This window comes from Caulobacter sp. FV2ps19 (genome assembly GCF_058681035.1).
The window spans coordinates 2,049,698-2,061,945 of sequence record NZ_CM178729.1 but is presented as its reverse complement, the minus strand read 5'-3'; the positions used below and the strand labels follow the sequence as shown (position 1 = coordinate 2,061,945).

Here is a 12,248-nt window from a genome sequence, read left to right as displayed (position 1 = left end):
GCGCCGCACACTATCGACACTCTGAGTGCCATTATGTAACCTCGCCCTCAACGACGGGCGAAAAGTCCGCCGATCTGGCGGGGAGACACGCATGCGAGTTTTGAAGTGGACGGGCATCGTTCTGGCGGTCCTGGCGGCGGCGCTGACCGGCGCCTGGTTCAGCCGCGAGTTCATCATCCTGCACATCGGCGCCTGGATGGCGCCCAAGGTGGCGGCCAACCGGCCCGTGCCGTGGCAGGCCGGCCCTCCGGCCGGCGCCCTGCCCCCGGGCCAGCGCCCGCCCAACATCATCTTCATCCTGGCCGACGACCTGGGCTATAACGACGTCAGCCTCAATGGCGGCGGCATCGCCGGTGGCGTGGTCCAGACCCCCAATATCGACGCCATCGCCCAGGGCGGCGTCGACCTGACCAACGGCTATGCCGGCAACGCCACCTGCGCCCCGTCGCGCGCGGCCCTGATGACCGGCCGCTACCCCACCCGCTTCGGCTTCGAGTTCACGCCGACTCCGGTGGCCTTCTCGCGTCTGGTCGGCACCTTCCGGTCGCCGGGCGCGCTGCACCCGCCGCACTTCTCGCGTGAACTGGCCAAGGATGTGCCGCCGATGGACGAACTGAACGTCCCGGCCTCCGAAGTCACCATCGCCGAGGTCCTGAAGACGCGCGGCTATCACACCGTTCATCTGGGCAAGTGGCATCTGGGCGGCACCAAGGGATCACGCCCCGAGGATCAGGGGTTCGACGAAAGCCTGGGCTTCATTTCCGGCGCCTCGATGTTCCTGCCGGCCAAGGATCCCGGCGTCGTCAATTCCAGGCAGGACTTCGACCCGATCGACAAGTTCCTGTGGGCCAACCTGCCCTACAGCGTGCAGTACAATGGCCAGCCGGCCTTCAAGCCGAACGCCTATATGACCGACTATCTGTCGGATCAGGCCATCGCTTCGATCAAGGCCAACAGGAACCAGCCGTTTTTCATGTACCTGGCCTATAATGCGCCGCACACGCCGCTGCAGGCCACCCAGGCCGACTATGACGCCCTGCCCCAGATCAAGGATCATCGCCAGCGGGTGTATGGCGCCATGGTGCGCAACCTGGACCGCAATATCGGCCGGGTGATGCAGACGCTGAAGGACCAGGGTCTGGACGACAACACCCTGGTGATCTTCACCAGCGACAACGGCGGCGCCCACTATATCGGCCTGCCCGAGATCAACCGTCCCTATCGCGGCTGGAAGGCCACCTTCTTCGAGGGCGGCGTCCATGTGCCCTTCTACATGCGCTGGCCGGCGGTGCTGCCGGCGGGCGCCCGCTACGCCAATGCAGTCAGCCATATCGACATGTTCGCCACGGCGGCCGGCGCTGCGGGGGCCGAGGTTCCGAAGGATCGACCCATCGACGGGGTGAACCTGACGCCCTTCATGACCGGCCAGGCCAAGGGGCGACCCCATGAGGTGCTGTTCTGGCGCTCCGGCGACTATCGCATGGTGCGGGCCGGTGACTGGAAGCTGCAGGTGCTGGAAAACCCCGACAAGGTCTGGCTGTTCGACCTGGCCGCCGACCCGACCGAGCGCAACAACCTGGCCGCCGCCAACCCGGCCAAGGTCGCCGAACTGCGGGCCCTGCTGGCCCAGCAGGACACGCGCAACCTCAAGCCCAAATGGCCGTCTCTGCTGCGAGGCGCCATCGCCATCGACCATCCGCTGAGCGTGCCCGACAAAGAGACCGACGAGTACATTCTGTGGAATAACTAGGGCTTAGCGCCAGATTTTCTAGAGTCCCTCTTCCAAAGGGAGAGGGAGGGGCCCGCCGCGAAGCGGTGGGAGGGTGAGGGGTTACGAGGCTGGACGGCTTTCCGGCACTCCGTCTGACACTGTAACTCCTCTATCCAGCCCTCTCCCTAAGGAGAGGGGGCACGGGGGGACGCCCCCCATCTCGGACGTTGATAAGGTCTGCTTGTCAGATCGAACTGGCCCATCTTAGGGTCACCTTATGGAAATGGTGATCCTAGTTGCGGTTCTAATCGACGTGCTCGCCATCGCCGCGTCTACTGAAGCCTTTCGGCATCGGTTAGCCAACTTTAGGCGGCCTCAGGCGACCCAGCCCGAATATCCGCTAATGCGGCCCCGATCGCCGCCGGATGAGTACCCGTTCTCATCATCACGGTCGTCGATCATGTTCGGATTGTTAGTCGTATGGACCGGTGAACATCGCGATTACCGAGATCGACGGTTGACCCGCTATGCATGGATAGCGCGTTTGACCATGCTGGGATTAGCCGCCAGCATTATACTGTCTGCGATGGTGCGCTGACGTCTGCTCGCCACCCAGGCCGTGTGGAAAAGCGCCTTCCAAGCCATTTAGCACAAGGCTGGGTGAGCCTTTGGAGCCGACGCTCACAGTGCTACCCCCTTTTTTCACCCTGATGCGGAAACCAGACGCGCCCCGGGCGGACATGGCGATCGGAGCCGAACGGCGGGCGAAAATCGGTTGGCGTCTTACCCCCTCACCCTCCCACCGCTTCGCGGCGGGCCCCTCCCTCTCCCTTTGGGAGAGGGACTCTATCGCCCCCCGCCCTAGAACCCTTCCTTGGTGCGGATGTTCAGTTGCCCGGCGAGGCCTGCGATACGGTGATGCTCGATGGCGTGCATTTCCGGCGACTGGGTCATGGCCTTGAAAGACGCCAGAGACGGATATTCGACCAGGGCCACCATGTCCCACAGGTCCTCGACCTCGCCGATCAGCAGGCCGGTCACCGGGGCGCTGAAGCGCATGCGCCCGCCCAAACCCTCGACCAGTTTGCTGACACCCGCCCCATAGAGCAGGTAGGCCTGCTGGCCCGTCAGATCTGAAGCCGAACCATCCGGATATTCCGCCTTGGGCTTGAACTTCAGCAGATTGACCATCACGAAAGGCCCGTCCTCCTCGGCGCCGAAGAAGGCCATGGCCTGCTCACCGGGGGGATAGACCGCGTTCTTGACCTGCATGGCTTGCTCCTTCAGGCGTGGGCGCGACGGACCAGGCCGTCGATCAGATCGGTGAGTGCGTCGGGGCAGTCTTCCTGCAGGAAGTGGCCGCCCGGGACGATGACGTGAGGCTGTCCGGCCGCGCCGGGCACCCGGTCCTGGAAGATCGCCTCGCCGCCCTTGGTCACCGCATCGCCGTCGCTGAAGGTGGTGAGGAACGGCTTGTCGAAGGCCGACAGAACCGCCCACGCCGCCTTGTTCTCCGCGACCGAGCCATGCTCGGGCGTCACAGGCACCAGCACCGGGAACTGCCGCGCGCCTTCCTTGAAGGTCTCGTCCGGGAACGGCGCGTCATAAGCGGCGATCTCGGCTTCGCTCAGTTCGCGGCCCGTGCCCATATTGACGATCAGGCCAATGGGCATGATCGGCGTGTTCTGGCTGAACTCCAGCCAGGCCTTGAAGCCTTCGGTCAGGCCCGTGCCGATCGGCAGGCCGGTATTGCCCGCGGCGACGGCGGCGAACCGTTCGGGGAAGGCCGCCACCAACCGCAGACCGATCAGCCCGCCCCAGTCCTGGCAGAACAGGGTGACATCCTTCAGATCCAGCCGGGTAAGCCAGGCGCTCATCCAGGCGACATGGCGCTCATAGGTGTAGTCTGTCCGCGCCGCCGGCTTGTCGGAACGGCCAAAGCCGATCAGGTCGGGCGCGACCACGCGATAGCCCCGCGCCACCAGGCCGGCGATCATCTTGCGGTACAGATAGGCCCAGGACGGCTCGCCGTGCATCAGCAGAACCGTCGGCGCATCGCGCGGCCCCTCGTCCACATAGTGCAGGCGCAGCGCGGTTCCGTCGGCGTCGGTGATCGTCAAATAGTGTGGCGCGAACGGCCAATCGGCCAACCCCGCGAACCGCTCGTCCGGTGTTCTCAGAACCTGCATTCCCACGCCTCCCGTTGACACATCGCCGCATTGCGCGACATATATTGACAATATGCGTGTCACTACATTGAGGCGGGGTCAAGCCCGTCCGGGCGGGAGGATTGAACATGCGGATCAGGACAGCGGTGGGATTGGCAGCGCTGGGCGTCGCGGTCCTGGTGGGACTGGGCGGCTGGCTGGCGCGCGGCAGGATCGCCGTGCCGGTCATGGAAAAGCTGTATGTGAAGGCCTTGGGCCAGGCGCCCGATCAGGGCCTCCCCGACGGCCTGCATGTGGGCCTGTGCGGCGCGGGCGGCCCCCTGCCCGATCCCAAGCGCGCGGGACCCTGCACGGCGGTTCTGGCCGGCAAACGGCTGTTCATCATCGACGCCGGCGCGGGGACCAGCCGCAATCTGGCCCTGATGAACCTGCCGCCGGCCCGGGTCGAGGCCGTGTTCCTGACCCACTATCATTCCGACCATATCGACGGTCTGGGCGAACTGATGCTGCAACGCTGGGCCGGCAGCGGATCGGCCAAGCCCGTCCCCGTTCACGGCCCTGTCGGGGTGGAACAGGTCGTCGCGGGCTTCATGTCGGCCTATCGGATGGACCAGGGCTATCGCACCGCCCACCACGGCGCGGGCGTCGTGCCGCCCGCGGGCTTCGGCGGCCAGGCCCTGACCTTCACCGCCGCCGCCGACCAGCCCGACCTGCTGCTGATCGATGAGCCCGACCTGAAGGTCACCGCCTTCCCGGTGCGACATGATCCCGTCAGTCCGGCCGTCGGTTACGCCTTCACCTATAAGGGTCGGCGGGTGGTGATCAGCGGCGACACCGCCCCGTCCGCCCGGGTCGAGGCCGCCGCCAAGGGCGCCGACCTGCTGGTGCACGAGGCGCTGGCCCCCAATCTGGTGGCCGTCCAGGCCCGCGCCGCCAAGAGCGCCGGCCGCGACCGGGTCGCCAAGATCTTCGGCGACATCCCTGGCTATCACACCAGCCCGGAACAGGCGGCCGAGATCGCCCAGCGCGACAATGTGCGTTTCCTGCTGCTGACCCACATCACCCCGGCCCTGCCGCTGGGCGCGCTGGAGGGGCCTTTCCTGGGGTCGTCGAAAAAGATCTTCACCGGGCCCATCAAGGTGGGCCGCGACGGCGACTTCATCAGCCTGCCGGCCGGTTCCGACGCGGTCGAGGTCAGCGACCGCCTGAAGATGATCCGCTAGGCGTCGCGGGAGCCCCTCATGACCGATCCCATCGCCCTCAGCGGCGCGCCCGGCTCGCCCTATACCCGCAAGATGCTGGCCCTGCTGCGCTATCGCCGCATCGCCTACCGCTTCCTGCCCAGTTCCGGGCCGGCGCTGGAGGGTCTGCCCCGGCCCAAGGTGCAACTGCTGCCGACCTTCTATCTGCCGGGTCCGGACGGCGCGCTGGAGGCGGTTGTCGACTCATCGCCGATCATCCGCCGGCTGGAGGCGGAGCACACAGGCCGGTCGGTGATCCCGCCCGACCCGGCCCTGGCCTTCATCGACCAGTTGATCGAGGACTATGCCGACGAGTGGCTGACCAAGGCGATGTTCCACTATCGCTGGAGCTATCCGGCCGACATCGCCCGCGCCGCCGCCATCCTGCCCTGCTGGCGAGGGGCCGCCATCCCCGACGCCGAACTGGCCGAGCGCGGCGCGCAGTTCAGCCAGAGGCAGATCGACCGCCTCTATGTGGTGGGCTCCAACCCCACGACCGCCCCGGTGATCGAGGCCAGCTATCGGCGGTTCCTGCAGGCCTTCGAGGCCCATCTGACCGTCCAGCCGTTCCTGCTGGGCGCACGACCCGCCGCCTGCGACTTCGCCGTTCACGGCCAGCTGACCCAGCTGGCCCAGTTCGACCCCACCCCGATGGCCCTGACCCTGGAGATCGCCCCCCGCGTCTTCGCCTGGGTCAGCCAGATGGAGGACCTGTCGGGCCTGGAGCCGCGCGACGACGACTGGATCATGCTGGACGCCCCGCCCCCGACCCTGCTGGCGCTGCTGGCCCAGATCGGCCGGGTCTATCCGCCCGTCATGCTGGCCAACGCCCAGGCGGTGATGACCGGCGCGGCGGCGGTGGAGGCGGTGGTCGATGGCCTGCCCTGGACACAGCCGCCTTTCCCCTATCAGGCCAAGTGCCTGGGCTGGCTGCGAGACGCGCGGGACGATCTGCCCGAACCAGAGCGGGTTCTGGTGGATGACCTGCTGGAATCGACCGGCTGCGCCCCGCTATTCGCTTGATGACTGGCGTCCCGCCCCGCCGCGCCCTATGGGAACCGCAGGGAATCGGTCAGGCGGGATTGCGTGGCGCAAGAAGCAAGCAAGGCGATGAGTGAACCGGTGGAAGAGGCCGATGGCCGCCGTCGCCGCGGGCAGAACAATCGCGCCCGGATCGTGACCGCGATGCTGGAGATCATCCGCACCGGCGACATGTCGCCCAGCGCCGAACAGGTGGCCGCCCGCGCCGATGTGGGTCTGCGCACGGTGTTCCGGCACTTCAAGGACATGGACAGCCTCTACAGCGAAATGTCCGTGGTCATCGAGGACGAGCTGCGCGCCGTGGTCGGCACCCCGTTCAAGTCGACCGACTGGAAGGACCGCGTGCTCGAACTGGTCGACCGCCGGGCCTACGCCTTCGAGAAGATCGCGCCGTTCAAGCACGCCTCCGAAGCCTATCGCCACCGCTCGCGTTTCCTGAGCGAAGACAGCGGCAAGCTGGTCTCGGCCCTGCGCAAGATCCTGGAACGCCAACTTCCGCCCGCCCTGCTGGAAGCGCCGCTGAAGGTCGAGGCCCTGGACCTCCTTCTGAGCTTCGAGGCCTGGTCGCGGTTGCGCCGCGAACAGGGCCTGTCGATCGAGACCGCCGCCGGGGTCCTGCGCGCCGCCGTCCGCCGCCTGCTCGAGGACGACCGCTGAGATGACCGACACCCCGCCCCACGCCACCCTGCGCGCCGCCAACCTGGCCCGTCAGGCCGAGTGGGACACCGACGGCCAGATCACCCTGTCCTATCGCGGCAACGAACTGGCCGGCGAGGTGGGCGAGGCCTGCAACCTGATCAAGAAGCTGGAACGCGAGCGCATGGGCATCCGGGGCTCGCGCGCCAGCCTGGCCGACCTGGCCGAGGAACTGGCCGACGTCATCATCTGCGCCGACCTGATCGCCATGCAGCTGGGCATCGATCTTGACCGCGCGGTGGCCGAGAAGTTCAACAAGACCTCGGAAAAGGTCGGGCTGGCGACGCGGATGGCGGAGCCGGGGACGAGCCAAGACTGCACTTTCGCCTAAGGGAAGATGGATGCGCGGGGTGAATCTCGCCCCGTCCGATGACACACCCGCGAGCCATCGGCTGGCCTTCGACGCGCCAGACGGCCATAGCCTGACACAGCGCCCTTCACCCGATGCGTATCCCGCATCGGTGCAGCAGCCTGAAGACGCCCCTAAAATGTTCTCGGGATCTCAACCCCTTTGAGAGCAGGGCTATCGCATATGGGTTGCTGACGGACCCAAGCCTTTAACAAACTCAAAAATCTTGCCTTCCTGGGCCTTGTGCCCAGGACCCATGTTTGAGGCAGGCTTTGATTTGGGCGCTATTCGCGGCTGAACGGCCCGTAACACCGACCCAAGTCCGCATCTGCGGCGCCATGGGTCCTGGGCACAAGGCCCAGGAAGGCTGGGTCTTTTAGCGCCAGATCCATATGCGATAGCCCTGCCTTTGAGAGGGAGTTTGGTAGGCCCGGAGGGACTCGAACCCCCAACCAGACCGTTATGAGCGGTCGGCTCTAACCATTGAGCTACAGGCCCCCAGGGAACGCGCATGGCGTTCGGAGGAAGGGCGCATTAGCATGGGCCGAACGCCGCTTAAAGCTCCCGTTCAGGTTCAATCTTCCATCAGGGAACCATAGCGGGTCGGCAGAGCTTTCCAGACCAACCCGCCAGGAGACCTGTCATGACGTCCATACCCGCCCGTATCGCTTCCGCCGCCCTCTTCGTTCCCGCGATCCTGGGCGGCGCTGTGGCCCTCAGCGCCGCGCCGGCCATGGCCCAGAGCGCCGACGCCGTCTTCCGCGCCACCACCTTCAGCCTGGCGGCGTCCGGCGAAACCAATGTCGCGCCGGACATGGCGACCCTCTCGCTGGGCGTCCAGACAGACGCCCCCACCGCCGCCGAGGCCCTGAAGGCCAACAGCGTCCGGATGAACCAGGTGATGGCCGCCCTGCGCAAGGCGGGCGTCGCCGAGCGCGACATCCAGACCTCGGGCCTGAACATCAATCCGCAGTATATCTATGAGCAGAACCAGCCGCCCAAGCTGAACGGCTATCAGGTCAGCAACCAGGTCAGCGTCACGGTTCGCGACCTGAACCGGCTGGGCCAGACCGTCGACGCCACGGTGACCGCCGGCGCCAACACCACGGGCGGCATCAGCTTTGGTCTGCAAAACCCGCAGGCCGCCGAGGACGCGGCGCGGCTGGATGCGGTCAAGGCGCTGCAGGCCAAGGCCGACCTCTATGCCCGGGCTACGGGCTACAAGATCGTGCGACTGGTCAATCTGGGCGAAGGCGGCGGCTATACGCCCGCTCCGCCGATGCCGGTGTTCGCCATGGCCAAGCGGGAAATGGCCGACTCCACCCCGGTGGCCAGCGGCGAGCTGAAGGTGCGGATCGAGGTTTCGGCGACCTATGAGGTCGCGCGCTAGATCCATTTTCCCCGTTGTAGCCCCCGTCGCGGCCGTGCGCCGCGGCGGGGGCCTTGTGGTTTAGAGGCCGGCGCGCGCGAAGGCGCGCTCGACCCGGGCCTGGATCTCGCGGCCCGGCAGGGCGCGCTCCCCCTCCATCACCGCCACATAGGTCAGATCGCGCTGCGGCTTGCCCTCACCGGTCGGGACGGGGCCTATGGCCCAGCCGACCGTATTGGCGCCGCCGGCGACGCTGGGACAGCTGGCGGTGCGGCCGGGCTTGCCGATCGACGCCTTCAGCACGGCCTCGGCCGTGACCGGGTCGCCCCCGGCGCAGGTGGGCAGGTTGCGGGCGCAGGTGATATAGCCCCCTGCCTTCCAGACCACCGCGCCCGAGGCGTCGGCGATCACCACGCAGGTCGAGGGCGAGCCGATGCCGCGGCCGACCAGCTCGGTCAGCCCACTCTCATCGACATCCGCGGGCAGTTTGGGCGCGCAGCCGGCCAGCAGGCCGGCGACGAGGGCGAGACCGGCCAGGCGACGCATCTAGGCGGCCTTCTTGATCAGGTTGCCCTCGTCCAGCAGCACCACGGTGGGGGCATAGTTGCGCGCCTCCTCGGCGGGCAGCTGGCAATAGGTGACGATGATGACGGTGTCGTTCTTCTGCACCAGACGCGCCGCGGCGCCGTTGACGCCGATCACCCTGGAGCCGCGCGGGGCCTCGATCGCGTAGGTGGTGAAGCGCGCGCCGTTGGTGATGTTGAGCACGTCGACCTGCTCATTGGGCAGGATGCCCGAGGCGTCCAGCAGATCGCGGTCGATGGCGATCGAGCCTTCATAGTCGAGGTCGGCCTGGGTGACCGTGGCGCGGTGGAGCTTGGCCTTGAGCATCGTAAGCAGCATGACGAGACCTTATCCCCCTGAGAACTATGGACTTTATTGGAACCGCCGCACGCAGGGTCCCTCGCGTTGAGGCCATATAGACACGAACCCGCAGCGGTTCAATCTTCGCCCCACCGGTGAAGGGATTAACACTTCGCCAGATCCGCGCTAGGGTTTGGAGAACGGGGTTATGCGGTGGGGACCATGCGTAACGGACAGTGGATCGTGGCGGCGATTATCGTCGTCGCGACAGTGGGGATCGGGGTGACGATCTCCTCGCGGGTCACCGCGCAAACACGGGTGGATCCGGCGACCGGCGCGCCGATCGCGCCCGCACGACCGTCGACCCTGACCCGGGCGCCGGCGGCGACCGTGGCGCCCCGCCCGCGCGGCAAGGTGGACTGGCAGGGCGCCGTGGGCGGCCTGCGTCAGAGCGGCGGCGCGTCGGACGCCCTGGCGACGAACCTCAACAGGGCCCAAGTCGACGCGACCCGCGTCCCGATCCTGCTGCCCAACGACCCCAAGCTGACGGCCGGGGCCCGCCTCTACAGCTTTGGCGACTACTATACGATCACCGCCGACGCGCCCGGGGCGGGGATATCGCTGAGCGGCACGACGGCGATCATCGCCCTGCCCGCCGCCAAGCCGTTGAAGATCGATCCGGTCGGGCCCGAGGCGCTGACCGTGCAACGCACCGTGGACGGCCAGCTGGCCAGCTTCGTGCGGTATGGCGTGCTCTACACCGTCGAGATCCGCTGCGATCGGGCCGGCGACGCGCGCTGCGCCGACGACAACTACGTTCTGGGCCTGGTCGGCAAGACCACCACCGTGGTGCTGGGCGCGGCGGCCCGCGCCGAAGCCGGCCTGGGAGGCTGAGACGATGAGCAACGCCACCGCGCCGTTTCCGCTGGCCCTGGCCGTCATGGCCGCCGCCCTGGCCCTGACGGCCTGCGATCCCAAGACCCCCGCCCCCACCGATGGGCCGCCCAAGCCGCCCTCGGCCGATCCCGGCCCGCCCAAGGCCGAGGACGAACCCGCTGACGGCGGCGCCGAGCAGGAGGCGTCCGAGCCCCTGCCCCCCAGCCCCGGCGAGCCGGTGCAGCCCGCCGAGCCGCCTGCGCCCTCTCCGGCCACGTTCGAGCACAATCCGCCCGGCCAGCTGCCCGCCGGACAGGGCTCGGGCTATCTGGACCGAACGGTGTGGTCGCCGAGCATGTGCTGGCCGCTGCTGGAGGCCGGCTTCGCCAATTCCCAGGTCTATGGCCCCGGCGGCGGCATGGGTCCGGCGGGCCATCCCAGCCAGTGCGACAGCCTCAACTACAGCCTGCCCTGGCGGGACAATTTCTGCGAAGCGCGGTCACGCACCAGCCCGCTGTGCGGGTCCGGAACCGGACACCAGGGGCAGGATATCCGCCCGGCCACCTGCAAGAAGAACGAGCACTGGGCCGTCGCGACCGAAGCCGGGACGATCACAGATATCGGAACCTACACCGTGACCCTGGTGGCCCAGGCCCAGCCGCACTACACCTACCGCTATCTGCACATGCAGATGTCGACCCTGGCGGTGGCTGAAGGCGCAAGTGTCGTGGCCGGCCAGAAGCTGGGCAAGGTCTCCAACGACTTTGGCGGCACGCCGACGACGATCCACCTGCATTTCGAGATGCGGGCCGGTCTGGCCGGGGTGACGAGCGACGGCAAGCCGGTGGCGCTGAACACCTTTATCCCGCCCTATCTGAGCCTGGCCGAGGCCTATCAACGCAAGCTGAACGGCGGGACCTGCGGCTAGCGCCGACAGGATCGCGGCTGTTGCGCGTCAGCGCGACTCGACCAGCTTGCCGATGGCGTCGAGATACAGACCAAAGGCGGTGCGGCCGCTTTGCGTCAGGGCGACCCGGGTCAGGGGTTTGCGGCCCACAAAGCTTTTCTCGATCGCCACATAGCCGGCGTCCTCCAGCTTGCGCAGGTGGACCGAGAGGTTGCCGTCGGTGACCGAGAGCTTGGCCTTCAGCGCGTTGAAATCCGCGACCTCGGCGCCCGACAGATAGGCCATGACCCCCAGACGCACGCGCCCATGAATGACCTCGTCGATATGATCGATCTCGAAAGCGTTCATGCGCGAATGCCTAGACGATGTCCGAGGGTTCTTGGCGCATCAATATCAGGCCTGGAACCATGGCCAGCAGATAGAGGGCGGCGGCATAGGCCAGCCAGATCCAGGGGTTGCCCATCAGTCCCGCCATGATGACCGCACCGGTAAAGGAGGCCACCGCAACGAATTTCAGCCAGGTCGCGCGAGACACCGCCGCGGCGACAGACCAGGCCGCGCCGTAGAGCGCCAGAATGATCGACGGCGAGAAGTTGATCAGGTTGAGGTCACGGGTCTTCCAGCTGGCCACGCCCAGCGCGAAAAAGATGACGAAACACCCCCACCCCACGCCCATCCACACATTGCTCATCGCCCGATTGCCCGAGGATTGCGCGCCCGGCTTGGTGCGCATGCCCCGCTTCAGCACGACGATCATGATGAGGTGGAGCAAGACCGCGATGGACCACACGACCATCAGCGTCACCGGCGCCGCGCGCAGGACCTGGGCCAGGATCGCCCACTGCAGCAGGCTTGCCGTTCCGTAGATGGCGCCGGCGGCGACGAGTATGGGGCCGCCCAGCAGCGGCGCCTGACGCCCCTCTTCGGCCAAGGCCCGCATGAACGCGATATCATCGCGAATGGCCTTCATCTCTTCCGTCACGACGCCAGATCCCTTCATTCGACAGGAATGAGGTAGCGACTTAA

General features: G+C 67.0%; 14 protein-coding genes, 1 tRNA gene and 1 pseudogene. 8 read left to right on the top strand and 8 right to left on the bottom strand.

Features of this window, described 5'->3' with window-relative positions; translation table 11 throughout:
- The first annotated feature begins 91 nt into the window (after positions 1 to 91).
- On the top strand, positions 92 to 1,750 hold the full coding sequence (locus tag ACW18B_RS09840) for a sulfatase-like hydrolase/transferase (protein ID WP_492051455.1): 1,659 nt from the start codon (positions 92 to 94) through the stop codon (positions 1,748 to 1,750).
- Positions 1,751 to 1,769: 19 nt separating this feature from the next.
- On the opposite strand, the pseudogene ACW18B_RS09835 reads toward ACW18B_RS09840, so the two are convergent.
- The 3 genes and pseudogenes from ACW18B_RS09835 to ACW18B_RS09825 form a co-directional block, all read right to left on the bottom strand.
- Positions 1,770 to 1,880 (bottom strand): annotated as a pseudogene (locus ACW18B_RS09835) (hypothetical protein); the annotation flags it as partial.
- 692 nt (positions 1,881 to 2,572) lie between these two features.
- A complete protein-coding gene (locus ACW18B_RS09830) occupies positions 2,573 to 2,983 on the bottom strand; it encodes a DUF1330 domain-containing protein (RefSeq protein WP_492051454.1) in 411 nt (136 codons plus the stop codon).
- A gap of 11 nt (positions 2,984 to 2,994) precedes the next feature.
- The gene (locus ACW18B_RS09825; RefSeq protein ID WP_492051452.1) at positions 2,995 to 3,900 is read right to left on the bottom strand and encodes a haloalkane dehalogenase; all 906 of its coding nucleotides are present in this window, start codon (positions 3,898 to 3,900) and stop codon (positions 2,995 to 2,997) included.
- Positions 3,901 to 4,007: 107 nt separating this feature from the next.
- Between ACW18B_RS09825 and ACW18B_RS09820 the strand changes: the two genes are divergently transcribed.
- From ACW18B_RS09820 to ACW18B_RS09805, 4 genes are all read left to right on the top strand, one after another.
- Positions 4,008 to 5,102: a ribonuclease Z gene (locus tag ACW18B_RS09820; protein ID WP_492051450.1), complete on the top strand. Its 1,095-nt coding sequence runs from the start codon at positions 4,008 to 4,010 to the stop codon at positions 5,100 to 5,102.
- An 18-nt stretch (positions 5,103 to 5,120) separates the two neighbouring features.
- Positions 5,121 to 6,143, top strand: coding sequence for a glutathione S-transferase N-terminal domain-containing protein (locus ACW18B_RS09815; RefSeq protein ID WP_492051448.1), 1,023 nt, complete (start codon positions 5,121 to 5,123; stop codon positions 6,141 to 6,143).
- A 63-nt stretch (positions 6,144 to 6,206) separates the two neighbouring features.
- Positions 6,207 to 6,818 carry a TetR/AcrR family transcriptional regulator gene (locus ACW18B_RS09810; RefSeq protein ID WP_492051446.1) on the top strand — a complete coding sequence of 204 codons (612 nt, stop codon included), beginning with the start codon at positions 6,207 to 6,209 and terminating at the stop codon, positions 6,816 to 6,818.
- A gap of 1 nt (position 6,819) precedes the next feature.
- Positions 6,820 to 7,188: a MazG-like family protein gene (locus ACW18B_RS09805; protein ID WP_492051444.1), complete on the top strand. Its 369-nt coding sequence runs from the start codon at positions 6,820 to 6,822 to the stop codon at positions 7,186 to 7,188.
- A gap of 440 nt (positions 7,189 to 7,628) precedes the next feature.
- Here ACW18B_RS09805 and ACW18B_RS09800 read toward each other — a convergent pair.
- Positions 7,629 to 7,704, bottom strand: a tRNA-Ile gene (locus tag ACW18B_RS09800).
- 145 nt (positions 7,705 to 7,849) lie between these two features.
- On the opposite strand from ACW18B_RS09800, the gene ACW18B_RS09795 reads away from it, so the two are divergent.
- The gene (locus ACW18B_RS09795) at positions 7,850 to 8,596 is read left to right on the top strand and encodes an SIMPL domain-containing protein (RefSeq protein WP_492051442.1); all 747 of its coding nucleotides are present in this window, start codon (positions 7,850 to 7,852) and stop codon (positions 8,594 to 8,596) included.
- Positions 8,597 to 8,656: 60 nt separating this feature from the next.
- Here the strand turns inward: ACW18B_RS09795 and ACW18B_RS09790 are convergent, their stop codons facing one another.
- Both ACW18B_RS09790 and panD read right to left on the bottom strand, forming a co-directional pair.
- Positions 8,657 to 9,121, bottom strand: a complete 465-nt coding sequence (locus ACW18B_RS09790) for a hypothetical protein (RefSeq protein WP_492051440.1) — start codon at positions 9,119 to 9,121, stop codon at positions 8,657 to 8,659.
- Complete coding sequence (gene panD, locus ACW18B_RS09785; RefSeq protein WP_492051438.1) at positions 9,122 to 9,478, bottom strand: aspartate 1-decarboxylase; 357 nt, start codon at positions 9,476 to 9,478, stop codon at positions 9,122 to 9,124.
- Positions 9,479 to 9,661: 183 nt separating this feature from the next.
- Between panD and ACW18B_RS09780 the strand changes: the two genes are divergently transcribed.
- Both ACW18B_RS09780 and ACW18B_RS09775 read left to right on the top strand, forming a co-directional pair.
- Positions 9,662 to 10,333 (top strand): hypothetical protein, encoded by a 672-nt coding sequence (locus ACW18B_RS09780; protein ID WP_492051436.1) that lies wholly within the window; start codon positions 9,662 to 9,664, stop codon positions 10,331 to 10,333.
- 4 nt (positions 10,334 to 10,337) lie between these two features.
- Positions 10,338 to 11,243: a M23 family metallopeptidase gene (locus ACW18B_RS09775; protein ID WP_492051434.1), complete on the top strand. Its 906-nt coding sequence runs from the start codon at positions 10,338 to 10,340 to the stop codon at positions 11,241 to 11,243.
- Positions 11,244 to 11,270: 27 nt separating this feature from the next.
- On the opposite strand, the gene ACW18B_RS09770 is transcribed toward ACW18B_RS09775, so the two are convergent.
- Both ACW18B_RS09770 and ACW18B_RS09765 read right to left on the bottom strand, forming a co-directional pair.
- Positions 11,271 to 11,570 carry a winged helix-turn-helix domain-containing protein gene (locus ACW18B_RS09770; protein ID WP_492051432.1) on the bottom strand — a complete coding sequence of 100 codons (300 nt, stop codon included), beginning with the start codon at positions 11,568 to 11,570 and terminating at the stop codon, positions 11,271 to 11,273.
- Between the two features lie 10 nt (positions 11,571 to 11,580).
- On the bottom strand, positions 11,581 to 12,204 hold the full coding sequence (locus ACW18B_RS09765; RefSeq protein ID WP_492051431.1) for a hypothetical protein: 624 nt from the start codon (positions 12,202 to 12,204) through the stop codon (positions 11,581 to 11,583).
- Between the last annotated feature and the right edge of the window lie 44 nt (positions 12,205 to 12,248).